Source organism: Paraglaciecola sp., assembly GCF_039943935.1.
In the GTDB taxonomy this organism is placed as follows: domain Bacteria; phylum Pseudomonadota; class Gammaproteobacteria; order Enterobacterales; family Alteromonadaceae; genus Paraglaciecola.
The window spans coordinates 219,525-245,166 of record NZ_JBDUZQ010000024.1 but is presented as its reverse complement, the minus strand read 5'-3'; the positions used below and the strand labels follow the sequence as shown (position 1 = coordinate 245,166).

At 39.4% G+C, this 25,642-nt stretch carries 23 protein-coding genes; 17 read left to right on the top strand and 6 right to left on the bottom strand.

The genetic code is table 11. From position 1 onward, the window contains the following. Positions 1 to 104: 104 nt before the first annotated feature. Entirely contained in the window at positions 105 to 956 is an 852-nt protein-coding gene (locus ABJD71_RS17630) for a MurR/RpiR family transcriptional regulator (protein ID WP_348172574.1), read from the top strand. 12 nt (positions 957 to 968) lie between these two features. On the opposite strand, the gene ABJD71_RS17625 is transcribed toward ABJD71_RS17630, so the two are convergent. Together ABJD71_RS17625 and murQ are read right to left on the bottom strand one after the other, a co-directional pair. Continuing rightward, positions 969 to 2,078 (bottom strand): DUF1343 domain-containing protein, encoded by a 1,110-nt coding sequence (locus ABJD71_RS17625; RefSeq protein WP_348172672.1) that lies wholly within the window; start codon positions 2,076 to 2,078, stop codon positions 969 to 971. Positions 2,079 to 2,142: 64 nt separating this feature from the next. Further along, positions 2,143 to 3,066, bottom strand: coding sequence for an N-acetylmuramic acid 6-phosphate etherase (gene murQ, locus ABJD71_RS17620; protein ID WP_348172571.1), 924 nt, complete (start codon positions 3,064 to 3,066; stop codon positions 2,143 to 2,145). 553 nt (positions 3,067 to 3,619) lie between these two features. Between murQ and ABJD71_RS17615 the strand changes: the two genes are divergently transcribed. From ABJD71_RS17615 to ABJD71_RS17590, 6 genes are all read left to right on the top strand, one after another. Then, the gene (locus ABJD71_RS17615) at positions 3,620 to 4,834 is read left to right on the top strand and encodes an anhydro-N-acetylmuramic acid kinase (protein WP_348172568.1); all 1,215 of its coding nucleotides are present in this window, start codon (positions 3,620 to 3,622) and stop codon (positions 4,832 to 4,834) included. Positions 4,835 to 4,880: 46 nt separating this feature from the next. Continuing rightward, positions 4,881 to 5,933, top strand: a complete 1,053-nt coding sequence (gene nagZ, locus ABJD71_RS17610) for a beta-N-acetylhexosaminidase (protein WP_348172565.1) — start codon at positions 4,881 to 4,883, stop codon at positions 5,931 to 5,933. Beyond that, entirely contained in the window at positions 5,930 to 7,483 is a 1,554-nt protein-coding gene (locus ABJD71_RS17605; protein ID WP_348172562.1) for a sodium:solute symporter, read from the top strand. The genes nagZ and ABJD71_RS17605 overlap by 4 nt, the downstream gene beginning before the upstream one ends. 28 nt (positions 7,484 to 7,511) lie before the next feature. After that, on the top strand, positions 7,512 to 8,525 hold the full coding sequence (locus tag ABJD71_RS17600) for an SIS domain-containing protein (protein WP_348172560.1): 1,014 nt from the start codon (positions 7,512 to 7,514) through the stop codon (positions 8,523 to 8,525). Between the two features lie 31 nt (positions 8,526 to 8,556). Continuing rightward, on the top strand, positions 8,557 to 9,672 hold the full coding sequence (gene nagA / locus ABJD71_RS17595; RefSeq protein ID WP_348172557.1) for an N-acetylglucosamine-6-phosphate deacetylase: 1,116 nt from the start codon (positions 8,557 to 8,559) through the stop codon (positions 9,670 to 9,672). A 157-nt stretch (positions 9,673 to 9,829) separates the two neighbouring features. After that, a complete protein-coding gene (locus tag ABJD71_RS17590) occupies positions 9,830 to 10,486 on the top strand; it encodes a sulfotransferase family 2 domain-containing protein (RefSeq protein WP_348172554.1) in 657 nt (218 codons plus the stop codon). 14 nt (positions 10,487 to 10,500) lie between these two features. Here ABJD71_RS17590 and ABJD71_RS17585 read toward each other — a convergent pair whose 3' ends face one another. Continuing rightward, positions 10,501 to 11,268: a 3-deoxy-D-manno-octulosonic acid kinase gene (locus ABJD71_RS17585; protein WP_348172551.1), complete on the bottom strand. Its 768-nt coding sequence runs from the start codon at positions 11,266 to 11,268 to the stop codon at positions 10,501 to 10,503. Positions 11,269 to 11,363: 95 nt separating this feature from the next. On the opposite strand from ABJD71_RS17585, the gene ABJD71_RS17580 reads away from it, so the two are divergent. Next, positions 11,364 to 12,440 (top strand): glycosyltransferase family 4 protein, encoded by a 1,077-nt coding sequence (locus tag ABJD71_RS17580; RefSeq protein ID WP_348113599.1) that lies wholly within the window; start codon positions 11,364 to 11,366, stop codon positions 12,438 to 12,440. A gap of 10 nt (positions 12,441 to 12,450) precedes the next feature. On the opposite strand, the gene ABJD71_RS17575 is transcribed toward ABJD71_RS17580, so the two are convergent. Then, a complete protein-coding gene (locus ABJD71_RS17575; protein WP_348172548.1) occupies positions 12,451 to 13,749 on the bottom strand; it encodes a 3-deoxy-D-manno-octulosonic acid transferase in 1,299 nt (432 codons plus the stop codon). Positions 13,750 to 13,938: 189 nt separating this feature from the next. On the opposite strand from ABJD71_RS17575, the gene ABJD71_RS17570 reads away from it, so the two are divergent. The 7 genes from ABJD71_RS17570 to glpG all read left to right on the top strand — a co-directional run bounded on the left by ABJD71_RS17570 (position 13,939) and on the right by glpG (position 21,668). Next, positions 13,939 to 14,379, top strand: a complete 441-nt coding sequence (locus ABJD71_RS17570; protein WP_348172545.1) for a hypothetical protein — start codon at positions 13,939 to 13,941, stop codon at positions 14,377 to 14,379. A gap of 11 nt (positions 14,380 to 14,390) precedes the next feature. Next, entirely contained in the window at positions 14,391 to 15,572 is a 1,182-nt protein-coding gene (locus tag ABJD71_RS17565; protein ID WP_348172542.1) for a TonB-dependent receptor, read from the top strand. Between the two features lie 48 nt (positions 15,573 to 15,620). After that, positions 15,621 to 18,032: a bifunctional diguanylate cyclase/phosphodiesterase gene (locus ABJD71_RS17560; protein WP_348172539.1), complete on the top strand. Its 2,412-nt coding sequence runs from the start codon at positions 15,621 to 15,623 to the stop codon at positions 18,030 to 18,032. A 186-nt stretch (positions 18,033 to 18,218) separates the two neighbouring features. Beyond that, positions 18,219 to 19,415, top strand: coding sequence for a glycine C-acetyltransferase (locus ABJD71_RS17555; protein WP_348172536.1), 1,197 nt, complete (start codon positions 18,219 to 18,221; stop codon positions 19,413 to 19,415). Further along, the gene (tdh, locus tag ABJD71_RS17550; protein WP_348172533.1) at positions 19,412 to 20,440 is read left to right on the top strand and encodes an L-threonine 3-dehydrogenase; all 1,029 of its coding nucleotides are present in this window, start codon (positions 19,412 to 19,414) and stop codon (positions 20,438 to 20,440) included. Before ABJD71_RS17555 ends, tdh begins: the two co-directional genes overlap by 4 nt. A 34-nt stretch (positions 20,441 to 20,474) precedes the next feature. Then, positions 20,475 to 20,801: a thiosulfate sulfurtransferase GlpE gene (glpE, locus tag ABJD71_RS17545; RefSeq protein ID WP_348172530.1), complete on the top strand. Its 327-nt coding sequence runs from the start codon at positions 20,475 to 20,477 to the stop codon at positions 20,799 to 20,801. A gap of 6 nt (positions 20,802 to 20,807) precedes the next feature. After that, the gene (gene glpG, locus ABJD71_RS17540) at positions 20,808 to 21,668 is read left to right on the top strand and encodes a rhomboid family intramembrane serine protease GlpG (protein WP_348172527.1); all 861 of its coding nucleotides are present in this window, start codon (positions 20,808 to 20,810) and stop codon (positions 21,666 to 21,668) included. Here the strand turns inward: glpG and ABJD71_RS17535 are convergent. Beyond that, positions 21,665 to 22,045 carry a flagellar basal body-associated protein FliL gene (locus ABJD71_RS17535; protein ID WP_348172669.1) on the bottom strand — a complete coding sequence of 127 codons (381 nt, stop codon included), beginning with the start codon at positions 22,043 to 22,045 and terminating at the stop codon, positions 21,665 to 21,667. The two genes, glpG and ABJD71_RS17535, sit on opposite strands and share 4 nt — an antisense overlap. Before the next feature lie 255 nt (positions 22,046 to 22,300). Here ABJD71_RS17535 and ubiA point away from each other — a divergent pair, with 255 nt between their 5' ends. Next, positions 22,301 to 23,152, top strand: a complete 852-nt coding sequence (gene ubiA, locus ABJD71_RS17530; protein ID WP_348172524.1) for a 4-hydroxybenzoate octaprenyltransferase — start codon at positions 22,301 to 22,303, stop codon at positions 23,150 to 23,152. A 44-nt stretch (positions 23,153 to 23,196) separates the two neighbouring features. On the opposite strand, the gene ABJD71_RS17525 is transcribed toward ubiA, so the two are convergent. After that, the gene (locus ABJD71_RS17525) at positions 23,197 to 23,439 is read right to left on the bottom strand and encodes an accessory factor UbiK family protein (RefSeq protein ID WP_348113584.1); all 243 of its coding nucleotides are present in this window, start codon (positions 23,437 to 23,439) and stop codon (positions 23,197 to 23,199) included. A gap of 168 nt (positions 23,440 to 23,607) precedes the next feature. Here ABJD71_RS17525 and rep point away from each other — a divergent pair, with 168 nt between their 5' ends. After that, positions 23,608 to 25,623, top strand: a complete 2,016-nt coding sequence (gene rep, locus ABJD71_RS17520) for a DNA helicase Rep (RefSeq protein ID WP_348172521.1) — start codon at positions 23,608 to 23,610, stop codon at positions 25,621 to 25,623. The last annotated feature ends 19 nt before the right edge of the window (positions 25,624 to 25,642 follow it).

The following is a 25,642-nucleotide window of genomic DNA, read 5'->3' as shown; positions in this document are numbered from 1 at the left end:
AAATATCTGTATTTATTTATATTATTTAAAAAAATCAGTTAATAACTTTGCGATTATTGATTATTATTATTCTTAGTTGATAAATAAAATATTTCTGAGAGAAGATGTCTACATTTACCAAAATTAAAGCTGTAAAAGATTCTTTGTCGAGCAGTGAACTAAAGTTAGCGAAGTTTGCATTAGACTCGTCTAATGCAATCAGAGAGTTATCATCACAAGAACTGGCGAATGTGGTGGGGGTGAGTCAATCAAGTGTGGTTAAGTTTTCTCAGAAATTAGGCTATAAGGGTTATCCCGCCTTTAAAATGGGGGTCATTGACGCGTTGAATGCCTCTACTGCTAACAGTAACTTGCATGGCAAAATTACTGTTAATGATGGCTTTACACAAATGTCTGACAAGTTGCTTAGCAGTAAGGTTTCGGTATTAAATGAAACACGAAATCTAAATGATGAAAAATCACTAGTGGCAGCTGTGGAGTTACTTAAGTCTTCAAAACGGATTCTAATTTGTGGTTTAGGTGGTTCAGCTTTAGTGGGGAAGGATTTTTCATATAAGTTGCAAAAGTTAGGCATATTAGCGATAGAAGAGGCTGATGCACATGCCCAATTGGCATTTTCGGCTACTTTAGGTGAAAACGATTTAGTATTTGCTATTAGCGAATCTGGTAACACCAAAGAAATTATTAATGTGGTATCTGAAGCAAAGCACAATAGTACTAAGGTTATATCGCTGACTCGTTTTGGTGCGACTCCTATTTCTGATTTAGCTGAGGTAAAGCTGTATTCAGTTGCAGATGAAGAGTCAGCCAGACTGTCATCTATTTTAGCCAGAACGGCTCAAGAATTTATTATTGATATCTTATTTATTGCTATTACTCAGTCATCTCGTCAGGGCCGTCAGATATTAGAAAAAACAAATGCTGTGGTGAGTGACTTTAGGCGTTTATCTGAGTAGAGAGAGCTCTCTTTATTGTTCGTCGTAGAGTAGGTAGGGCTTTCGTTGTAGTTTAAAACGTTGCAAATCTGCTTGCCAGCTATCTCGTATTTGTTGAAAGGTTTGTCCGTTTTCAATGGCAATGCGGAGTTTGTTAGTACCTGCTAACTTGTCCATGAAGTTGGCATTTTGAAAAAATGTTTCTCCCGCTTTTGAAAATGCCTGATAGGTTTTTATAAATAGCGCTAAGTCTAATCCTTGCTGTGTGCTGTGTTGTAGGTTTAGACCCAATAATGTTTCATTTTCTAGCTTTGGATGTAGCGCTGCGCCGAGCCGAGAGGTGGGAGTAAAGCTAAACTCTCCTAAAGGTAATTCGTTGTGACCTATAACCTGGAATGGAAAGTCTGTGCCTCTGCCTACACTGACTGGAGTTGCTTCAAAAAAACATAAAGAAGGGTACAGTTTTACTGCTTGACTATTGGGTAGGTTAGGGCTGGGAGCCACTGGTAATTCATAGTGCATACTGCGTTTATAGTTAGTATTACTAACGGTGAATAATTCTAAGTTATTAGCATCTACAATCCAATTTTCACCTTTAATCATTAAAGCCAATTCAGCCACCGTCATGCCGTGCAAAAGTGGAATTGGGTGCATACCCACAAAAGATTGATAGTCCATATCCAGTATTGGGCCATCGGTAAATTTCCCGTTAGGGTTTGGCCTGTCTAACACCAAAAATTGGGTGTCTGATTCTGCAGCCGCTTCCATCATGTAATGCATTGAGCTGATATAAGTGTAGAAGCGTACCCCAACATCTTGTATGTCAAATACCACTATATCAATTTGTTCCATGGTGTCTTTGGAGGGCTTTTTATTTTTACCGTAGATGGAGGTGATTTGAATACCTGTTTTGCTATCTATGGCGTTACTAACATGAGCACCTGCATCATAGTTACCCCGAAATCCATGCTCAGGCGCAAAGATGCGAACGACGTTAACGTGTTTTGACAACAAAAAATCGACTAAGTGAGAATGGTGAACTCTAGATGTTTGGTTAACAACCAAAGCTACTCGCTTACCTCTTAATAATGGAAGGTAATGCTCACTTTGAGAGGCTCCCGTTTGTACATTAGGAGGTGATATATGGCTTGCACAGGCATTCAAGCATAATACTAGTGTTGCCAGTGCCAGGCGTATAAGGTGCAGGTTAAGCAGTCGTAGTTTCAATGGCTTTTCTTAAATAACCTTTATTTTGCTGAAGTAAGGCAAGGGCTTTGTCGGCACTTATATTGGTTAAGATCATCATTATAGCGACTTTGGCTTCGTTGTTTGCTTGTTGTAGTGCTGTGGTGGCCGTTTTTTCATCGCAATCTGTCGCTTGCATGACGATTAATAATGCTCGAGCATATAATTTATTATTACTGGCATTCACATCTACCATAAGGTTTTGATAAGTTTTGCCTATTTTTATCATGCTGGCAGTGCTGAGCATGTTGAGGATTAATTTTTGAGCGGTACCTGATTTCATTCGAGTGGAGCCAGTTAGCACTTCTGGCCCTACTGGAGCGCATATATCGACATCAGATTTTTTGCCAATAGGTGAGTGGGGATTACAGCTAACCGCGACTGTTTTGGCACCTAAGGAGTTAGCGTATTGAATGGCAGAAATAACATAAGGAGTTCGACCACTAGCTGCAATGCCAACTAGTACATCGTTACTTGTAAACTGTATTTCTTTCAAATCTGTAATGGCAGCTTCTTGGTCGTCTTCAGCTCCTTCAACTGCATGCTTTATGGCTTTTTCGCCTCCAGCAATGATACCTACCACCATATCCTTGGCGACGCTAAAAGTAGGTACACATTCAACGGCATCTAAAATCCCTAACCTACCACTGGTACCTGCACCAATATAAATTAATCGGCCATTATTGTTAAAGGCGTTAACTATGATATCTACTGCTAACGATATAGGACCTAAAGCTGGGCGTATAGCTAACGCTACTTTTTGATCTTCTTCATTAATTTTTTGCAAAATATCACTGGTTGACAGTAAATCAATGTTTATCGTTTCGTTGTTTCGGGTTTCTGACAAGATAGTGTAGAGCTCGTCTAAAAGCGGATTATTATCCATAATTTTTCTCACTTTTTTTTAAGTATGTAACTATTACGACTTGAATATACTTTATTTGATTCATCAAAATCAGCCTAATTTAACTGTGATTCACAATGGCTATAACAGATTTTTCTTATTAATTGTAAACACCCAATATAATAAGATTATCTCATTTTTACTATCGGTCAGATTAAACGTTTTATTCACAAAAATTATAATGAACAATAGTTTCCCATTTAAGTTGAGAATATATTATTCTTTATTTTTTGTATATAGGTAATAATAATTGATTTTTGGATAAGGCTAGTATCTACTACTTAAATAAACGTGGGTGTTATATTGGTCATGGTCCAATGCCTTTGGGTGATACTTTTTGTAACAGAATCACAATGGGTGATCGGATAAAATGACATGAAACAATCATCTTCTAGAAAGGTAGCTATGTGATATGGCAATTATATTCTCTAGCTTGTTAGCTACTGTTGCTTTAATAGTTGAGCGTTGTTACATGAGTGATAGATACTGATCCGTTTACTTTTTTAAGGATCCATTTTAAATTTTAGGTTAGGGCATGCACCCACATATTGAAAAGTTGTACAAAATAGCAAGTAAGAAGTCGCGCCTGATACTTGGCTTGATGAGCGGAACATCATTAGATGGATTGGACGTTGCACTTTGCGAGGTGTCTGGTTCTGGAACGAATACCGTCTGTAATTTGGTTGATTTTATTACCATTGATTATTGTGAAGAATATCGTAGTAAAATAAAAACAATATTTGCTAAGAGTGAAGGGAGTATAGAGCATGTATGTTTACTAAATGCATGGATTGCTCGCTATCATGCAAACTTGGTAAATCAGGCAGTACAAGGGTTTGGCTATTTAAACGCAGATATTGATGTTATCGCAAGCCATGGTCAGACTATTTATCACAGCCCAAAAGAGCAGCATAAATATGATGACTTCCCTAATGCCACTCTGCAAATTGGTGATGGTGATCACATTGCAGTATTGACAAACATTATTACGTTAAGTGATTTCAGACAGAAGCACGTTGCGGCTGGGGGGCAGGGCGCGCCTCTAGTGATGTATGGAGATTACTTGTTGTTCCACAGCACCGCTGAAAATCGCATTATGCTTAATATAGGTGGAATCGCAAATTTAACTTATTTACCAAGCAAAGGTGACATTTCTCAGGTGTTTAGCTCTGATATTGGTCCCGGTAACACTATCATGGATGCCTTTATACAGACCTTACCTGGAAACTTGCATTACGACGATGGTGCTAAAGTGGCTAGTGCCGGTAGTATCCATCAAGCTTTGTTAATGGAGTTGTCGAATTCGCCTTTTTTCAATCAGTCATTTCCAAGAACTACAGGGCCAGAAGTCTTTAACCTTGAATATTTGCGTGAAGCACAGCAGCAAGCTGAGGCAACAGATATTTCTAATGAAGACGTAATGGCGACCCTTTGTGATTTTACCGCTAAGTGTATCGCAGACAGTATGGTTACACTTGGGCAGTCTCTACCTGATTTAAGCGTGTATGTCAGTGGTGGTGGCCTACACAACCCTCTATTGATGAGGCGTATACAAATTAGATTGAGTAATAAATTACCACACACTACGTTAGCAAGTACCTCAGAATTATCAGTCAACCCAGATGCCAAAGAAGCAGTTTTGTTTGCCTTGTTAGCCAATGAAACCTTGTGTGCGAATGCTCCTACCTCAACTGAAGCTGAATTAAATATGCCGCAAATTAGTATGGGTAAAGTGAGCTTTCCAGATTGAGTTTGTTGCAAAGCTAAAATAGAAAACCTACGCCATAGGGAGTGATATGGATAAACTAATAACTTTTAGTCAGCCACCTACTAACGCAATAGTGGGTTGTGCTACTACTGCATTAAGCACTGAAGAAAAAGTTTTCTTTAAGCGAGTTCGGCCTGCTGGATTAATTTTGTTTGCTCGCAATATCATTTCGCCAAGCCAAGTATTTGCACTAGTTGATGAATTTAAGTCCGTCACCAATAACCAATATGCATTAATATTGATTGACCAAGAAGGCGGGCGAGTCTCTCGTTTGCCCAAGCCTCATTGGCGTATTCCTCCTAGTCCTACTGAGTTTGCAAAGCTATATAGAACTTCTCCAGAAGTGGCGTTGAGAGCCTGCGTAATCAACTACCAGTTAATTGGAGCTGACTTAAAGCGAGTGGGTATTAATGTTAATTGTGCTCCAATGTTAGATATCCCTCAAGTTGACGCATCTACTGTTGTTACTGACAGGGCCTTAGGAGATTCCCCGCAGAGTGTCATTGCATTGGGGCAAGCAACTATTGATGGCTTGCAATTAAGTGGTGTAGAGCCTGTTATTAAGCATGGCCCTGGGCATGGTAGAGGTACAACAGATAGTCATAAGGCCTTACCTATAGTTAATGCTGACTTAGATACCCTTGCCAAGTGGGACTTTTTACCATTTGAACATTTTAAAAATCAATCCATGCTAATGACGGCCCATATTCTATATACGGACATTGACAGTCTATATCCTGGCACTTTAAGCCGAAAGGTCATAAATGAAGTGCTAAGGGAGCATATCGGTTTTGATGGTTTGATTATGACAGATGATATCGATATGCATGCACTAAGCGGCTCAACTCCTCAAAAGGCAAAGCAAGCGCTAAATGCAGGCTGTGATTTGGTATTGCAGTGTAGTGGCAAGATTGAGGATTTACGTGCTCTTGAACCTGCATTAGAGGTTTTAACTGGGAAAGCCTTAACGCGAGCCGAAATTGCCGCTTCGAAAGCATCTGCTGATTTGCCTTACCTAGATGGTGCCGCTTTATTAGAGGAATTAACCGAGCTGTTATCAAACAAGGGTGTGTCAGTATGATTGACCAATATACTGCTTTAGATGTCGCCGTTTTCGCGGCATATGTTTTAGTTTTGCTGACGACTGGGTATTTATTTAATCGTCGAGCTAACACCACCAATGATTATTTTTTAGGTGGAAATAGCATGCCCATTTGGACTGTGAGCATTTCGGTGCTAGCCACATCGCAATCTGCGGCTACTTTTTTGGGAGGGCCAGATCAAGGCTATCGAGGTGACCTCACCTATTTAGCGTCTAATATTGCAGGTTTAATTGCAGCCGTATTCGTGGCTAAATTCTTGTTACCTCGATTTTATGCCTTAAAGGCATTCACCGTATATGAGCTACTTAGTAGCCGTTTCGGTGATAATGCAAAATATCAAGCTGGGGCGGTATACCTGTTTGGACGACTATTTGCTAGTGGTTCTCGGTTATTTATGGCGGCTATAGCGGTTTCTATGATTCTATTTGGCGATGTTGAGCCACTATCAGTGATCATCGCCATTGGCATTATTACTTGTGTGGGCTTCGCCTATACGGTTTATGGTGGTATTCGCACCGTAATATACTCAGACGTGGTGCAATGTATTATATACGTAAGCGCTGCATTACTGGTACTGGGCCATCTTGTTCAATCTATTCCCCTTACTACTAATGAGATGATAGATGTTCTGCAAACACCGGGAGCAGGGCAGGCATCTAAGCTTACCTTTATCGATTTTTCGTTAGATTTTAGTAGTGCAGGTGTCTTTAATATTTGGTCAATTTTAACGGGGTTTGTATTGCTAAATATTGCAGCATTTGGCCTTGACCAAGATGTAACCCAGCGCATGTTAACCTGTAAAAATGCTAAAAGTGCAACTAAGGCTCTTGTCTCATCTATTGTAATGGGCATTCCAATTGTATTGGTGTTCATTTGTATTGGATTGTTACTTTTCATTTATTACCAAAGGCCAGACATAATGGCGCAAGCCTCAAATGGAGCTCCTGTCCCTGAATTTGAAGGGCAAACCGTTACAATTTTTATGTATTACGTGCTAACGACTCTGCCTAACGGTATTAAAGCAGTGGTGACCATAGGTATTGTGGCCGCTGCTTTGTCTACTTTAAATTCTGGTTTGAACTCAATGTCGTCAGTTGCTGTGCAAGATATTTATCGGGGCTGGTTCAAAAAAGGTGCGACCATAAGTGAAGCCAAATTGGTGACAGTGGGTCGTTGGTGTATGGGGTTCGTGGCGATTGCTTTGGGTAGTGTTGCTTTGCTTTGTTACTACTGGCAACAATATACAGACACCCCCCTTTTGGCATTCGCTCTGAGTGTCATGGTGTTTTCTTATAGCGGGCTACTAGGAATATATTTTACTGCTTTGTTTTCTGAGCGTGGTACCCCGTCTTCTATTCTTGCTGCTTTAATTATTGGGTTTTGCATCCCTGTGTTAATGCAGCCTTACGTTCAATCTTTGTACTTGCCTAGCCATTGGCAGTTTGACTTGGCTTTTACCTGGCAGTTGGTGATTGGCACCACAGTATCGACCTTAGTATGTTTATCAAAAAAGAATAAACAGTCATAAATTCTGGTTTTATAAAGAGGAAATTATAGTGTCACAATCACTCATGGCGAGAGAGGCTTTACAAGCTCCTGAGCAAATTAGGCGTCAGTTGTATGAGAACCAAAATACAGTTAAAGATATAGTTACAAGAGTAAAAAAGTTCGCGCCAAAAATGGTGTATTTGATTGGTAGAGGCTCATCAGATCACGCTGGTGTATATGCAAAGTACTTGATTGAAACCGAGTTAGGTATTCCGGTTTGTGCGGCAGCACCTTCTGTTAGTACGCTGTTTGGGCAAGCATTGCAACTAGAGCACGCCTTAGTCATTTGTATTTCTCAGTCGGGTAAAAGTCCTGATATTTTGCATCAAGTTAAACAAGCTAAAAAAATGGGAGCTTTGTGTTTAGCCTTAGTCAATGATGAGTCATCACCCCTAGCTGAATTAGTCGATCAGGTTTTGCCTTTAAAAGCGGGCCCCGAAAAAGCGGTGGCAGCGACGAAAAGCTTTCTATGCACCCTAAGCGCAATTGCCTCTTTAGTGGCAGAATGGGCAGATTCAAAAGAGTTAGCTTTAGGTTTGCAGAATTTACCCGCTCAGTTACAAGATATAGTGAATCAAGAAGTCAAGTTGGCGTTTAACGACCTAAAAGACGTAAAGCACTGTGTAGTGTTAGGCAGAGGTTTTGGGTATGCCATTGGCCGTGAACTCGCTCTTAAACTAAAAGAAGTGTGTGGTATTCATGCTGAAGCATTTAGTAGCGCCGAGTTTTTACATGGGCCTATTACTTTAGTCGCAAACCAACTCACGTTGGTGAATATTGAAATCGAAGATGAAACCTTTGAGCATCACAAAAAGCAGGTTGATGAGGTTATTCGCAGAGGGGGGCAAGTCTTGACCTTAAAAGGCTCTAATCAGAGCCCAGCCGAAGAGCAAGTATATAAACGACTAACACCTTTGATAATTATGTTGCGCTTTTACCTTGATATTGAATTTGTTGCACAGCAAATGGGCTTAAATCCAGATGAGCCTGTTGGTCTCAACAAAGTAACGCAGACTTTATAATTGTTTTTGCACGTATAGTGGAGTTTTAGAAATGACATGGTTTTATGCAAAACAATTTTTTGATGGGGCTCAGTTGCACCGCGATTATTATTTTCAAGTAGAAAATTCCGTAGTGACCTCAGTTTCTGATAGCCCAGTATCTTATGATGTGCATTTAGATGGGTTGGTCGCACCTGGTTTTGTAGATACTCAGGTAAACGGCGGTGGCGGAGTATTGTTTAATCAGGCTCCAAACTTAGCGTCTCTGAAAACCATGTTTTTGGCCCATCGCCAATTTGGCACCACCACTATGATGCCAACACTGATAACCGATAGTTTACCCGTTATGCAGCGAGCTGCTGATGCCACAGCTGAGGCTGTAGCCGAGAATATGCCAGGTATTGCCGGGATTCACTTTGAAGGGCCGCATCTAAGTATTGCTAAAAAAGGAATTCACCCTGCTGAACAGGTACGTGTAATTTCCGATTCAGAACTCAATCTCATTACTCGTTCTGATTTAGGAAAAGTTCTGCTTACCATCGCCCCAGAAAATGTCGCCCCAGATATCATAAAAGATCTAGTTGGTCGTGGGGTTGTTGTAGCTCTGGGGCATTCCAATGCCGACTTTGATACCGTTTTAGCAGCTATTAATGCAGGTGCCACAGGGGCTACTCATTTATTTAATGCTATGTCGGGTTTGCAAGCTAGAGCACCTGGAATGATAGGAGCGGTACTAAATGATGAGCGTATCACTTCTGGTTTGATTGTTGATTTGTTACATGTGCATAGTGCCAATTGTCGTTTGGCGTTTAAGGCTAAATCAGCCAAAGGCATCATGTTGGTTACAGATGCAATGGCTCATGTAGGAAGTGATTTAACTGAGTTACCTTGGCTAGATACTGTTATTACTCGTGATGGCGATAGGCTCACAACACCCGATGGTACCTTAGCTGGATCTTGCTTAGATATGATGGGGGCGGTTAGGCAGGCACATCAAGTGGTGGGAGTGACCTTAACTGATGCCTTGTATAGCGCTTCGAGCACGCCTGCTAGGTTTCTTGGCTTGCAAAATGTGGGGCATTTACTTTTAGGAGCCCAAGCTGATTTTGTGGTGATTGATAAACATTTACAAGTAAAGAGTGTTTATCAAGGGGGAGAAAAGCAGTAGCGCTATAAAATTTACAATCTCGAGCGTATTTTTGATAGATTCTACATTTTAGGAGCTGATTCAAGTATGAATAGTTCTAAATCTTAAATTTCGACTGTTTATCATCATTAATACAATGAACTAGGTTCATTTTTAACTTTTGTTTGGGAAATATGAAGTGCTACTGAATCATAAATACAATTTTTTATATGTACATATTGCTAAAACAGGTGGCACAAGTATTCGTTCAGTATTGAATAAATTGCGCTGGCGTTGCCCCATGTATTACTTAATGTTTCCCGGCCATAAAATTAGTAATTTTTGTGGGCACACTACTGTTAGTAAATTCCCCCGCCATGCTGGTGCAATTGCCGCTAAAGAAATGCTCCCCGATGAATTTTTCAACAAACTCTATAAATTCGCATTTGTCCGTAATCCGTGGGACTTACAGGTATCTTCTTACCATCACATTCAACGGGAGAGGCCAGAGTTGTTAGCGGACATAAAGGATTTTAATGAATTTATAGAATATAAGTTTGATCCCGCGCGTCCGTATATTTTTCATTTCGATATAGCCACTAAATTACAGACCGATCATCTAGTTGATTTAAAAGGCAATATTATTGTAGATTTTATGGGCAGATACGAAACCTTACATGATGATTTTGAGGTGATTAAAAAAGAGCTAGGTTTGAAGGACGTTTCTATTCCCCATAAACGCAAGGCAAATGATCGCAAAAAAGATTATCGCGAATATTACAATACAGATTCAATTGATGCTGTAGCCAAACATTACCAACAAGATATCGATTTATTGAAATATCAGTTTGAGTAGATTGGCTTACAGATCTATTGTAAAGCTTGGGTATATGCTTGTAATAATGTTTCCCAGTCTGATTGTTGCCAATTAATTTTAGCTAATGTTTTTTCTTTGTCAAAAGAGCGCTTTAGTCGCTCTATATTGCTGGGCTTCCAATCACCTTCCGGTTTAATAGCACACTTGTCAAAATCAATTAGCCAAGCTTTGAGGGTGTTATCTAGCATAATGTTTCGTATATTTAAGTCGTGGTGATACACCTGGTGATTATGAAAGTCAGCGATGGTTTTACCTATTGTTTGCCAAGCTTCAATGGGAAGAGTTTGCTGCATTAAAATATGGTGTAAATCTAGCGCCTCTGGAATTTTCTCTAAAATAATATCGGCACAGTAATACATTCCATACTTAACGACGCGTGCGGCTACAGGTGCTGGACAATGAAGTTTTTGGTTGTGCATGTGCTCTAGTAAATTAAACTCTAGCCAAGCTCTGGTATTTTTTAAGCCGTTGTAAAAGTATTGGTCAGATAAAACTTTGCCAATTAAACCGCCCCGGCGGTAACGGCGTAAAACATACTCTTTGTTGTCATGCTTAAAAAAGTAAGTGGTGCCACGGCCAGCAGCTTTGCCAATTAAAGCGTCTTTAGATTGCCAATATTTTTTAGTAAATATGTCTTTGTTAGGATTATCAAAATGGGCAGGGTCAAAAAGTATTGTTTGCTTGTTGTTGGTGTTTAGCTTGATATCAGGCATGTTACAATCAGAAAATAAATATTGGGTGTATTGTATACCTATACCCAAGCCACCTCAAAACTCACGCTGAAACGCGCATTTTGAGATAGTTAACGCTCAAGCATATTCGTTTGTATCGACCTAGGGTAATTCCGCCGTAAATTATGAAAAACTCAGTAACTGATAAATCCAAAACAAATGAAGTTGAATTGATCGTAGGTAATTCAAATTCTAATTTTTCCGGTGTGACCTCTACTATGCTGCAGGTGATGTCCTATCAAAAAGAGTTAATTAACTTACGGATCATGGGAGAGCACTTTTTACCAGATCCTAGTTTGGCTATTTCTTTTTGGGATACAGTTAAGATGTGTCGTAAGCCGCTAAAAAGTGGCAAGTTTCGAGTGTTTCATGCCAGACGCGTAGATGAGATGATCCAAGGTCTCATTTTAAAGTACTTCTTTAAAGCAAAACTTAAACTGGTGTTTAGTTCAGCGGCGCAGCGTAAACGGTCAGGCTCTACTGTGTGGCTAAGCCGGAAAATGGACGCAGTATTAGCGATGAGTCGGCGTTCTGCTAGTTTTTTGTCTGATCCACCTACTATGATAAGCCCCCATGGTGTGCAAATTAATGACTATCAAGCAGCTGAAGATAAAGCAAAAGCTTGGGAAGCCCTAGGGTATGGCGGAAAAATAGGTATTGGCATTTTAGGGCGAGTTAGAAAACAAAAAGGCGTGCATCTATTTGTGCAAGCTTGTATTGAGCTACTTGATAAGTACCCAGATGTGAATGCAGTGGTAGTGGGCGCTATTTCATCAAGTAATACGGCTTTTGTTGAAGAGCTAAAACGAAAAGTAGCTGATGCTGGCTTAGCAGAGCGGGTTACGTTTACTGGTGAACTACCATTTGAGAATATTCCCGCAATTTTTAGTGCGCTATCTTTAGTGGCAGCCTTAAGTGAAAATGAAGGCTTTGGTCTGACTGTGTTAGAGGCCATGAGCTGTGAAGCTGCTGTACTAGCCACAGAGGCTGGGGCATGGGAAGAGATTATTCGCCCTGGCGCAGACGGCTACATAGTACCTGTTAATGATCAGGCAGCAGTGACTGAAAAAATGGAGTTATTGCTTTCTGATTTTGAAAAGCTGCTGAAAATGGGTAAAAACGGCAGGCAAAGAGTTGAGCAAGAATACCGCGTTGAAGATGAAGCTAAACGGCTGGTGGATTTTTTTCGTTCAATTCAATGAGATACCATATCTACGACGAATAGATTAACTCGAGTGTTTTCTCAATGGCGCCACCATTTTTTTCAAGTACTTGTTTACCAGCCGCGCCCGCTGTTTTTCTTTGTGTTGGGTTGTTTAACCAATCTTGAAACGCTGATTTTATATCTTCAGTATTTTCAACATTTCTTAGTGCTTTAGCTGACTCTAAAGCTGCACAAATGGCTGGGTTATTATATCTAGATGGCCCCATAATCATTGGAACGCCTACCGCTGCGGGTTCTAGTGCATTATGACCGCCTCTGTCAGCCAAGCTCCCTCCAACAAATGCAATATCCGCTAGAGCGTAAATGGCTCTCAGTTTACCCATTTGATTGCATAGGAGTACTTGGGTTGAGTCGTCGCAGGGCTTTAATTCACTCATTAAATTAACCTGAATATTCTGGCCTTTTAATAACTGATATACCTTTTCAAACCGCTGTGGGTGTCTAGGTACAATAATCAATAAAAGATTTGGATATTGTCGTATTAATGGTAAATAAGCATCGATTAGTAACTGTTCTTCAGGAGCATGAGTACTGGCCCCTACCAATATATCTCTGTGACCAATGGTAAATGTGTGTTTGATGACTTCAGTGGTTTTAATATCGGTATCACTAAAGCTTAGGTCAAATTTTATGTTGTTGGTTAAAAATAGCCGGTTGCGATCTACTCCTAAGTCAAGATAGTTGTCGTAGTCTCTTTGTCCTTGGGCACAAATAGCGCTGAAATTCGCAAACATGGGAGAAAACAAGCTTGGAAATTTTCTATATGTTACTTTGGATTTGTCACTCATTCTGCCATTGATAATGTAAATGGGGATCTGCGCTTTGTTACAAGCTCTGCTGAAATTTGGCCATAATTCCATTTCATTAATTAGAATTTTTTTAGGTGCTAGACGTCGAATAAATGAAGTAACAAACAGTGGAAAATCATAGGGGAAATAAACATGTTTTACCCTACCTTCAAAAAGTAAATTTACTCTTTCTGCTCCTGTAGTGGTAGATGTCGAAATGATAATACCCTGTTCTGGATTAATGTCTAAGAGACGCTCAACTAGGGTTTGAACAGCTACTACCTCGCCGACAGAAGAACAGTGTATCAATATTCCTTGTTTGCTAATTTTTTGTGTAAACAACAAGCCATATCGCGAAAGCCTTAAAATTGAATATCCAGATTTTTTACGTAAATAGTGCACGATAAAATGGCACAAAGTAAATGGAGTAAGGATTAACCACAGCAGTGAATAGCAAAATAAGGCGAGTGTTTGTTTTAGGCTGAGTTGTGGTGTCATTCTTTGGCGATATCTGAGTATTAAAAAGCAAACGCAACTTTAACAGCTTTTGTCGTAGTATAAAGTGGCAAAGCTTTTTCAATAATAATTAATGACATTCTCACTGGTTGAACAGTATTTTTTTCTGAAACTATAGACTTTTGGTTTAGGTTGATTAGTATAAAAAACATACCTTAAAGGGAGTATTGCTTGCTTAAGTCTTTTGTATTGAGTCAGTTCTTGTTTTTTTTGATGATACCTGTGGTGTATGGTCTGGAGACTGACGCCCAAGTTTTTGTGAACGCTTCTGTTAAGCTCGACGATATGACTAAGATTCAAGCTAGAAGAATCTTTTCTATGCGCCAAACTTCTTGGCCTGACCATTCTCTTATTACCGTTTATGTGATGGAAAGTAGCCATCAAACTCATAAAGTTTTTAGCACTCAGCTGTTAGGACTATTCCCTTACCAGTTAGATCGTATTTGGAACAAATTGGTTTATTCAGGTTTGGGTGAAGAGCCTATTAAGGTTAAGAATGAACAAGAGATGCTTGATAAAATCAGTAATACCCCAGGGGCAATTGGTTACCTTCTGAATAATCTTCAAATTGATAATGCTAATGTAAAAATTGTGTTTGTTACTGAGGGGTAAGGGTAAAAGATATGGATCAGTTAATAATCAGATTATCAATACTACTTGTAGCTTGTTTTGTAACAGTCTTGTCTGATGCCCGAGAGGTGAAAATAAATGGGTTTATAGCTCAAGGTGTCACCCAAGCTGATGGGTCTAATTTTGTTGAAGATGACGGAGGTATTTCCTTTAAGTTAACAGAGGTTGGGGTTAATTCTACTTATCGTTTAAATTCTACTTTTAGATTTGCAGGTCAGGCTGTTTACTTAGATGGTGGTAATCGTTATCAGCAAGGCGCTAGAGTCGACTACTTGTTTTTAGAATCGCAATTATATGATAGTGAACAGTGGAGCATCAAAGCGCAATTAGGGCGTAACAAAAATTATCATTGGTTGTATTCTGCAACACGTGATGTACCCCACACAAGGCCATCTGTCATTTTACCTCAGTCATTATATTTTGATGCATTTAGGGATGTAGCACTTGGCGTAGATGGCTTAGCTTTAGTTACTCAGGGGAATAATAGCCTTGGGGAGTGGGATATTAATTTCAGCTTAGGTACTTCACCAATTAGTTCGGAACAAAAAAATAATTTGTTAGGAAGGTCGGCTAAAGGCAAGTTAAAACACGATAATGATAAGCAGTTTAGTGTGTATTGGCGTCCATCTTTAAGCAATATACAAATAGGTGTAGCGCTATTGGACGCTGAATTTAGCTATAAGCAGGGTGACAACGATACTCTCGTTAATGGTAACGAAAACTCTCAGAGGTTTATGTTTAATATATTGTATCAACAGCCTAACTATGAAATTGCAATTGAGTTGATGCGGGAAAGAATTATCGTAGATAGTATATTGTTTCCTAATTTTCATAGTGACATTTTTGGTGAAGGTGGATATGTGCAAGGTCAATATTTTTTATCGAGAGACTTAACACTGTTAGCTCGAATTGACATTTATGACAGAGATAGGGAAAACAGAAGTGGCCGCCTCATTAATTCAATGAGTCAGGGCACTATTCCAAACTATTTCGGTTTTATGGACCAAGGAACGTTAGGTCTTACGTGGAGTCTTTCAGAAAAAATGCAATTACAAGCAGAGTATCATAGGGCAAAAGGGGCAGCGAGATTAGCTCCAACCTTTACGCCAGATACTGTCCTTAACGACAACAAGTACTGGACCGTATGGGCAGTACAAGTGATGTATTGGTTTTAGAATATGCGTATATATTTGAGTTTACCCTTTAAAATCATGGGCTTGCTTATGACTCTTTTGTTGGTTGCCAGTATTTCTTTGACATATTTATGGGTCGGTGAAAGCAATCAAAATTATGCGTTTCAGCAGAAAAAATTACATGATAAAGACCGCCAACAAGTTCAACTAATTAGGGACATGTTAAGAACTCGAGTAGAATCTTGGTTTGAATCTTTTTTACATTTTCAGGCTAATTACTCTCAAAATGCCGGTGATATAGCATCGTTTATGGAGCGAGAGTTTGAGTATCTTCAGTTTGAGTGGCACATTAATAATTTATGGTTACTAGGGGGGGAGGGAAAGCTCTATTTTAGTACTTCAAAAAGCACCCCTGATTATATCTATAATGACGCTTTAAAAGCCTTAAAAACTCAGTCTTCCTCGTCTTTTATTCGTTGTCTAGATGAATGCCAGCAGTTGATAACGATGCCGGTATTAACTCATGCTGGGGATATGCTTATTTTATCCATTGGTAGTTCATTAATAGAAACGTTAGCAGCCCTTAATCGTTCGACATTCGCAAAATTGGCAATTTTGAGTGCAGATTCTGTATTTAATAAAAGTGAAAATCTGGTCAACCTTAAAGTTAAAATGCCTATTAGTTTTAGTAATCAAGAGTATATACAAAATATTCTTGCACAACTTCCCGTTGAGCTAAAGATTAGTGAGTTGTTGGATGGTGGATATCGTTTTGAAAATGAACAAGGCGCATATTTGTTAAGTTTAACCGCAGTTGACCCAGAACTTGGTAATCAAACATATTTTTTGTTTGTGCGTGATATTAGTGAGCAGGCGTTGGCGCATCGGCGTTATCAAAATAAAGTGTTTTTTATTTCTATCTCAGTAGTCGTTTTGTGTTCAGTAACGTTAATTTTATTGAGTATGCAGTTTCGAAAGCGTTTATTGTTGTTAGCTGCGCAACTCCCCTTGTTAGCCGGCAAAAAGTACCGTCAATTTCGTACCTTTAAATTTGCAAAGTCTCACCTTTTTATTGATGAAATCGAACTATTACAAGACTCAGCGTGTTTATTGGCTGATGAATTAGAGTCAATGGATAGAAAGATAGAATTGAACACTAGAGAGCTTGAAAATATAGCGATGTACGATAGGTTGACAGGTTTACCTAACCGTAACATGTTAAATCATCAGCTTAAAAAACAATTAGCGTCATTAAGGCGTGACTCGAACAAGATCGTAGTGATGCTTTTAGATTTTGATAAATTTAGAAAAATAAACGACACCCACGGCCATAAAATGGGGGACAGCTTTTTGGCACAGGCTGCGCGGCGAATTCGAGGAAGTTTACGTGACTCTGACATGCTGTTTCGATTTGGTGGTGATGAGTTTGTAATGGTGTTTGTTGAGAAAGCCATGATGGAAGGTGCCCCTATTTTGGCCGCTAAAATTATTGAAAGTTTGAGAGAGCCTATTGCTGTTGAGGAGCTGTTGTTTTATAGCTCTTGCAGTATAGGAATTACCAGCACCAATAATGCAGATATATTAGTCGATGATTTAGTCAGGCAATCAGATATTGCTATGTACGCATCAAAAGATAGTGGTGGCGGTCAGTACAGTACTTTTACCAACAATATGTTGACTGCTGTACTACGTAAAGTTGAGTTAGAGAATGAAGTGCGCAATGCTTTAGACCAAAGTCAGTTTAGTTTTGCATTACAACCTCAAGTGAATATTGATAGCGGCAAGTTAATTGGCTTTGAAGCGTTATTGCGATGGGTTCATCCTCAACGAGGCTTTATTCCTCCTGATGAGTTTATTCCCTTGATTGAAAGCTCTGAGAATATGTTGAAAATTGGTTATTGGGGATTAAAAAAGACCTTTGAAATTCTGCAAAAACTTGATGAGCTAGGCCACCCAGGTTTAAAAATTGCCGTTAATTTATCTGCAAGCCAGTTTTTAGATCCTGATCTGTTACCGTTTTTGCGTGAGCAAGTAAGGGTATTTAGGCGCAGTCCTTCTCAAATAGAGCTAGAGCTAACCGAACGAACAGTTGTGGCGGATATAGAGCATACATTAGATACGATGAGACAACTTAAAGATATGGGGTTTATCTTTTCTATTGATGATTTTGGTACAGGGTACTCCTCTTTATCGTATTTAAAACAGATGCCAGTAGATATTATTAAAATTGACCGAAGCTTTGTGTCTGGTATGAATGATAACAGTGCGGATATGCAGATAGTGTCTTCTACCATTGCCATGGTGCAAAACTTAGGTATGAAAGTGGTAGCCGAGGGGATTGAGACTTCAGCGCAGTTTAAATTGTTATCGCAGCTTAAATGTGAAATCGGACAGGGGTATTTTATATCTAGGCCTATACCTGAAAGGGACTTATTTTTATCCCTGCCTTATAAGTTGAAAAGCGGTGTGTGGGATGACTTAGATAAAATCTCTAAGCCTTAATAATCTTATTTCGCTTTGTCATATCATGAAATTTAAGAGCAGAATGGCTTCTGTTTGAGTTCTATAATTTTTAAAAGTGTATAAGAATCTTTGCTCTATGATGAGTAACAGTTCTGCTCTTAAATTCCATTTTAAACTCCAAATATATATCATCTTCACTTTATCATTTTCTCTCGAGGATTTTTCATGAAGCATAAGTTTTATCAACGTTTAGCTGTGCAATTATCTGAAGTCAAAGAGCAAGGTTTGTACAAAAGTGAAAGAGTTATTACCTCAAGCCAACAGGCTGACATCAGCGTTACTAATAACCAGCAGGTACTTAATTTCTGCGCCAATAACTACCTTGGGTTAGCTAACCATTCTGAGTTAATTGAGGCGGCAAAACAGGGCTTAGATGACCACGGTTTTGGGATGGCATCTGTACGTTTCATTTGTGGTACTCAAGATATTCATAAAAAACTCGAAACGCAAATATCTACCTTTCTAGGCACCGAAGACACCATACTTTATCCCTCTTGTTTTGATGCAAATGGTGGTTTGTTTGAAACCATTTTAGATGCAAATGATGGGATCATTTCTGACTCTCTTAACCACGCGAGTATTATTGATGGGGTGCGTTTATCTAAAGCAAAACGTTATCGATATGCTAACAATGATATGGAGGCGTTAGAATCGCAACTTATTCAAGCTGACAAAGACGGAGTGCGCACCAAAGTTATCGCCACCGATGGTGTGTTTTCGATGGATGGTGTGATTGCTGATTTAGCGACGATCTGTGACCTTGCAGATAAGTATCAAGCCTTAGTTATGGTTGACGATTGCCATGCAACCGGCTTTGTTGGTGAGCAAGGCAGAGGTAGTCATGAATATTGTGACGTGATGGGGCGAGTGGATATCTTAACCGGTACTTTAGGTAAGGCCCTAGGCGGAGCTTCTGGTGGGTATACTTCTGGGAAAAAAGAAGTGGTCGAATGGTTGCGTCAACGTTCGCGACCTTACTTATTTTCTAATTCTGTTGCTCCCCCTATTGTTTCAGCTTCAATTAAGGTATTCGAAATGATGGCTCAAGGAGGGGAATTACGTGAACAATTAAGGTTGAATAGTGAGCATTTTAGAGCGCGAATGTCAGCAGCTGGTTTTACTTTATCTGGGCAAGATCATGCCATTATTCCCGTTATGTTGGGTGATGCTAAGCTGGCAAGTGATATGGCAGAGAAAATGTTGCAAAAAGGCATTTATGTGGTTGGTTTTTCTTTTCCTGTTGTACCAAAGGGCCAAGCAAGGATCCGTACCCAGATGTCTGCAGCTCACACCCTTGAGCAAGTAGATATTGCAGTAGATGCCTTTATTGAGGTGGGCAAAGAGCTAGGAGTAGTCGGGTGAAAGGGTTAGCTAAATTATATCCCAAATCAGGTTTATGGCTAACAGATTCAGATGTCCCAGTATGTGGTCATAACGACCTGTTAATTAAAATAAACAAAACTGCTATTTGCGGTACAGATATGCATATTTATAACTGGGATCAATGGTCCCAAAAGACTATTCCAATACCTATGATTATAGGGCATGAATATGTGGGTGAAGTTGTTGAAATGGGTCAAGAAGTCAAAGGATTTGATATTGGTGACCGCGTTTCTGGCGAGGGGCATATTACCTGTGGCCATTGTCGTAATTGCAGGGCAGGCCGTCGTCATTTATGTCGTAATACGACAGGGGTTGGAGTTAATAGGCAGGGCGCTTTTGCAGAATATTTAGTTATACCGGCTTTTAATGCTTTTAAAATTCCAGATAATATTTCTAGTGACTTAGCTGCAATTTTTGACCCTTTTGGGAATGCAGTGCATACCGCTTTGTCTTTTGATTTGGTAGGAGAGGATGTACTTATCACAGGAGCTGGTCCTATTGGCATTATGGCCGCTGCGGTTGCTAGACATGTTGGAGCGCGTAATGTGGTGATCACCGATATCAATCCTTATCGTTTAAATTTAGCTAAAACTATGGGGGCAACTAGAGCGGTGAATGTGGCTTCTGAGTCTCTTTTAGATGTGACTAAAGAATTAGGGATGAATGAAGGGTTTGATGTAGGCTTAGAGATTTCGGGGGCGCCGACTGCTTTACGTGATATGTTTGCAAACATGAATCATGGTGGCAAAATTGCAATGTTGGGTATTCCGCCCGAAAATGTAGCTATTGACTGGAATCAGGTGATTTTTAAAGGCTTAGTGATTAAAGGAATTTATGGCCGTGAAATGTTTGAAACCTGGTATAAAATGGCCAGCTTGATTCAAAGTGGTTTAGACCTAACACCTATTATTACCCATGAGTTTTCAATAAACGACTTTCAAAAAGGGTTTGATGTTATGGGGTCTGGCCAATCGGGGAAGGTTATTTTAAATTGGCAGATGTAAACTGCCTAGATTGTTATTTATTGGAGTAATTTAAATGGAGCAATTTGCTCATATTTCTGTACAAGAAGCACAACAAAAGTTGGCAAATGGTGGGGTTGAATGTGTCGATATACGTGATGAGGCTTCTTTTGCTGCAGGGCACATAAAGGGCTCTGTACATTTGACCAATGGCACCTTAAATAGTTTTGTATCTGGTGTTGAATTTGAAACCCCAGTCATTGTATGTTGCTATCATGGTAATAGTAGTCAGCAAGCTGCACAATTTCTAATACACCAAGGTTTTGAAGAAGTGTATAGCTTGGATGGTGGTTTTGAAGCATGGCGCCAAATACAACCATTTGAAACTTCAAAGGAACGTTAAGGTATTTTGAATACCCACACTAAGCTCGTCGCTTTTTCTAAAGAGCAGCCTGCACGGTTACTCAGCCTTTACTTGAAAGAACAAGGTATTCGCGTGGAGTATTGCAAGCTTGAGAATGATTATGCCCATGGTGTAATGCTGGTTGACTCCGCTGATTTAGACAACGCTAAAGTCATCGCAGAAGAATTCGTGTTAGACCCTAGTAATGCAAAGTATCAAAGCGCTGCTTGGCGTGCAGGAGAGTCGGTAACTTTGGCTCAAGACCCATCATTTTCAGTTGATAATATTTTATTGGGTCTCATCCGATCGCCATTCACCTCGAGCGTGCTAGTTGTTTGCATTGTTTTTTATTGTTTAGCCATGATAGGTATCAGCACCCCTTATGCTTGGTTACAAATTGAACCCCTTTCTGAATTAGTTGTTAATGGCCAGTGGTGGCGTTTGTTAGGGCCTGCTTTGATTCACTTTTCAGCGATGCATATTGCCTTTAATTTATTATGGTGGTGGATGTTAGGTAAACAATTAGAAGGTACTTTCGGTTCTAGTGGTTTGGTGTTTTTATTTACTTTGTCTGCACTTATATCAAACGTCGCTCAATTAATAGTGAGTGGACCTAGTTTTGGTGGGTTGTCTGGGGTTGTTTATGCGTTGGTTGGTTGTGTTTGGTGGTTAGGGTGGTTAAAGCCGTCTTGGGGGATATCGTTACCCAAGCCTATGATAGGCTTTTTATTGGTTTGGTTACTGGTTGGCTACTTGGATATATTACCGGTTCATATGGCCAACACTGCACATACTGCAGGGCTCATTTGTGGTTGTTTGTTTGCTTGGGGTTTAGTGTTTAGATCCTCCAAACAGACAGACAATTAACCTTGATGATGAATGTATTTAGTAAAAATGACTTCATTTATCATTTCAGAGCCTGTTTCTCTGAGCATTAGTTCTCGCAGTGTTTCTAAGCAAGTACGACGAATGTCTTCACGACCAGTTAGTGAGGTTACTTTTTCTGCGGGTTGACGGCCAAAAATATCGATTATTGCTGCTTTTAATAGAGGTGAGTGATGTTCCGCCGCTTCAAGATATTCAGGATCATTTAACATTAACTCAATGGACAGCCTTACATATCCTAACTTTCTTGAGCTTGTATTCGAGTTCAAAAAGTTAGTCACAATATCTGGCTCTAAGCTGAAATAGGCATAGGTTTTACGTACTTGATCTTGCGCAAATATAGAACCTTGATAACCCATAAGAATTAATAAACTGGCCATTATCAACAGTGATTTTTTCATATTAGGTATATCTTCTTTAGGCAATAAATTTAAACGAAGTTTAACAACTTTTAAGTAAAAGCATAATAGTAAAATATAGATACAGGGCTTAACATCCAATTAATTTTTGAGCTAGATAAACTGTGATTTACTTCAGTCTATGGGATGCCCTTGTTATGATCATTCAATTATAAACCCTCTTTTCTGAGTACAAACAAAGGAACATTGCTATTAATGGCTAAATTGAGTGGATATTGGCGACTAATGCGAGCTGATAAACCGATTGGAATTTATTTATTGTTATGGCCATGTTTGTGGTCATTATGGATTGCAGCTGAGGGAGTGCCAGAGCTACATTTATTGATTGTGTTTGTACTAGGCGCAGTTGTAATGCGATCTGCTGGTTGCGTTATTAACGATTATGCAGATAGAAAAGTCGATGGTGCAGTAGCAAGAACCTCTACTCGGCCTTTAGTAACCGGTGAGGTGAGTACAAAGCAGGCTTTAGGTTTGTTTATTTTGCTATTATTGGTGGCTTTAGTTTTGGTGCTGACACTTAGCTGGCAAACAGTTTTTATGTCGTTTGGTGCCTTGTTGTTAACCACCTTATACCCCTTTATGAAACGTTATACTTATTTTCCTCAGGTGGTATTGGGTGCGGCATTTGGGTGGTCTATACCTATGGTTTTTGTGGCATCGGAGGAACCATTAAATTGGACCGTTTGGGCTTTGTATTTAGCAAACTTGTGTTGGACCGTAGCCTATGACACTGAATATGCCATGGCTGATAAAGAAGACGATATTAAAGTAGGAATAAAATCGACGGCTATATTCTTTGGTAACTATGACAAAGTAATCATAGGCTTATTACAATTATCCTGTTTATTTTTGTTGTTGTTAGTTGGACTAAACTTAGCTTTTAGCTGGCCATTTTTTGTGGCTTGTGGCGTATCATTTGGTCTGTTTGGTTATCAACAATGGCTTATTAAAAGTAGAGATGGAGCCTTGTGTTTTAAAGGATTTTTACATAATAACTATGTAGGAATGGTTATCACTATTGGTATTGTTTGGAATTATTGGTTGTAAGTTTTAGAGGAGTAGGCTAACTCCTCTAAAGCACTATAAAAGCTTTATTCAGTTTTTTCTAATTCTGCGATACGTGCTTCAAGGGCTTCTAGTTTTTCGCGAGTACGTATTAATACCTGACTTTGAATATCAAACTCTTCTCTGCTGACAAAATCAAGACGGCTAAGCTGGGTTTGTAATACTTGTTTTACTTTAGATTCTGCGCCTTCGGCCATAGTTTTAACTCCTGGCGGTACGGCTTCGGTGATTTGTTTTGCAAGTTCTTCTAACTTTTTAGGGTTTAACATAGCGGTTCTCGTAGCTGTTTTGAGTTGGGTGTGTATAAATAAAAAGTGTATTCTAAAAAATTAATTGGGGCGAGAGCATAAAAAACCAATATAATAAGGGTTAATCCCGTTATTTAATATAATCACCATCTTTTAATTCTTTTATCTCCTTTAGGCATTTAATCTAGCATGAAACTTAACCCCGGTCAGAATGAAGCCGTTAATTTTATTTCCGGGCCTTGCTTAGTACTTGCAGGAGCAGGCAGTGGTAAAACCCGTGTAATAACCAATAAAATAGCTTATTTGGTTAGAGAGTGTCAGATGCCCGCAAGGTATATAGCAGCCGTAACGTTTACCAATAAAGCTGCTCGAGAGATGAAAGAGCGGGTTGGGCAAACCCTTGGTAAAAAAGAAGCGCGCGGTTTAAAGGTGTCTACGTTTCACACATTAGGGCTCACTATTATTAAATCTGAAGTGAAATCCTTGGGCATAAAGCCGGGTTTCTCACTGTTTGATGATAAAGATAGTTTGTCTTTGCTAAAGGATTTAACAGAAGTTGAATTAGATGGTGACAAAGAGCAGTTGTCATTATTACAAAGTTGCATCTCTAATTGGAAAAACGATCTCATTCTGCCTGAACATTTAAAGAGTAAAACCTTGTCACCAGGGGAGTTGGAGTATGCTGAATTTTATCAACGTTACCATAATCATTTACGTGCTTATAATGCCCTCGATTTTGATGATTTAATTTTACTTCCCACACTGTTACTAAAAACCAATGAATCAGTAAGAACAAAATGGCAAACAAGAATCCGCTATTTACTGGTGGATGAATATCAAGATACCAATACTAGTCAATATGAATTGGTAAGATTATTAGTAGGTGAGCGAGCTAGATTTACGGTTGTTGGTGACGACGATCAGTCTATTTACTCTTGGCGAGGCGCTCGACCACAAAACTTGGTTTTGTTACAAACTGACTTCCCTAAGTTGAAAGTGATAAAATTAGAGCAAAACTATCGTTCTTCAGAGCGAATTTTGCATTGTGCCAATATTCTTATTCAAAACAATCCTCATGTGTTTGAGAAAAAGTTATTTTCTGAATTAGGTTATGGTGAGCCTCTACAGGTAATCACCGCTAAAAATGAAGACCATGAAGCTGAGCGTGTTGTGGCTGAGTTAATGGCTCATAAATTTATGAAGCGAACAGATTACAAAGATTATGCGATTTTGTACCGTGGCAACTTTCAGTCTAGAGTCTTTGAAAAAGTATTAACCAATAATCGTATTCCTTACAAAATAAGTGGGGGAATGTCATTTTTTGGGCGTACAGAAATTAAAGATATTATGGCGTACTTACGCTTGTTGGTGAATCAAGATGACGATAATGCGCTGCTCAGAGTGATCAATACACCCACCAGAGGAATTGGAAGAGTCAGTTTAGAAAAATTAGGCAACCTCGCAAATCAAAATAAAACGCCTATATTTGAAGCCGCATTTTCACCCTACCTGCAAGATGTGTTGTCTGGAAAAGCGTTAGTTGCTGTGGAGCAATTTAGTCGATGGATTGTGGAGCTGTCAGACCGGGTCATTCGTGGTGATGGAATCGCCACAATTCGTGAAATGATTAAAGCAATGGGTTATGAAGAATGGCTCTATGAATCGAGTACTAGTCCTAAAGCAGCAGAAATGGCTATGGCTAATATAAGTACTCTATTTGGTTGGATGAGTGACATGTTAGAAGGCAATGAGCTCGAGCCACCCATGACGTTGCAAGAAGTGGTTAATCGCTTTATTTTAAGAGATATGATGGAAAGAGGCGAAGATGAGGATGAAGCTGATCAGGTTCAATTGATGACGTTTCATGCGTCAAAGGGATTAGAGTTTCCATATGTCTTTATGGTTGGAATGGAAGAAGGTTTATTACCCCATCAAAGTAGCATAGATGAAGAAAATATCGATGAGGAAAGGCGCTTAGCCTACGTTGGCATTACACGTGCCCAAAAAGAGTTATTTATGACCTTGGTAAAAGAGCGCAGACAATTTGGTGAGGTGATTAATCCTGAACCAAGCCGCTTTCTTTATGAGCTGCCCCAAGACGATTTAGTGTGGCAACAAAAAAAGGTTAAAGTTTCAGCTGAAGAAAGACAAAAAAAATCCCAAGTGGGTATTGCCAATTTGCGAAACTTAATGGGGAACAAATAACGCCTCTCTACGTTAAAAG

Excerpts from the sequence above, each read along its gene's own strand:
- ABJD71_RS17630 (WP_348172574.1), top strand. The coding sequence starts at position 105 with ATGTCTACATTTACCAAAATTAAAGCTGTAAAAGATTCTTTGTCGAGC.
- murQ (WP_348172571.1), bottom strand. The coding sequence starts at position 3,066 with ATGGATAATAATCCGCTTTTAGACGAGCTCTACACTATCTTGTCAGAA.
- ABJD71_RS17615 (WP_348172568.1), top strand. The coding sequence starts at position 3,620 with ATGCACCCACATATTGAAAAGTTGTACAAAATAGCAAGTAAGAAGTCG.
- nagZ (WP_348172565.1), top strand. The coding sequence starts at position 4,881 with ATGGATAAACTAATAACTTTTAGTCAGCCACCTACTAACGCAATAGTG.
- ABJD71_RS17605 (WP_348172562.1), top strand. The coding sequence starts at position 5,930 with ATGATTGACCAATATACTGCTTTAGATGTCGCCGTTTTCGCGGCATAT.
- nagA (WP_348172557.1), top strand. The coding sequence starts at position 8,557 with ATGACATGGTTTTATGCAAAACAATTTTTTGATGGGGCTCAGTTGCAC.
- ABJD71_RS17580 (WP_348113599.1), top strand. The coding sequence starts at position 11,364 with ATGAAAAACTCAGTAACTGATAAATCCAAAACAAATGAAGTTGAATTG.
- ABJD71_RS17575 (WP_348172548.1), bottom strand. The coding sequence starts at position 13,749 with ATGACACCACAACTCAGCCTAAAACAAACACTCGCCTTATTTTGCTAT.
- ABJD71_RS17565 (WP_348172542.1), top strand. The coding sequence starts at position 14,391 with ATGGATCAGTTAATAATCAGATTATCAATACTACTTGTAGCTTGTTTT.
- ABJD71_RS17560 (WP_348172539.1), top strand. The coding sequence starts at position 15,621 with ATGACTCTTTTGTTGGTTGCCAGTATTTCTTTGACATATTTATGGGTC.
- ABJD71_RS17555 (WP_348172536.1), top strand. The coding sequence starts at position 18,219 with ATGAAGCATAAGTTTTATCAACGTTTAGCTGTGCAATTATCTGAAGTC.
- glpE (WP_348172530.1), top strand. The coding sequence starts at position 20,475 with ATGGAGCAATTTGCTCATATTTCTGTACAAGAAGCACAACAAAAGTTG.
- ABJD71_RS17535 (WP_348172669.1), bottom strand. The coding sequence starts at position 22,045 with ATGGGTTATCAAGGTTCTATATTTGCGCAAGATCAAGTACGTAAAACC.
- ubiA (WP_348172524.1), top strand. The coding sequence starts at position 22,301 with ATGGCTAAATTGAGTGGATATTGGCGACTAATGCGAGCTGATAAACCG.
- ABJD71_RS17525 (WP_348113584.1), bottom strand. The coding sequence starts at position 23,439 with ATGTTAAACCCTAAAAAGTTAGAAGAACTTGCAAAACAAATCACCGAA.
- rep (WP_348172521.1), top strand. The coding sequence starts at position 23,608 with ATGAAACTTAACCCCGGTCAGAATGAAGCCGTTAATTTTATTTCCGGG.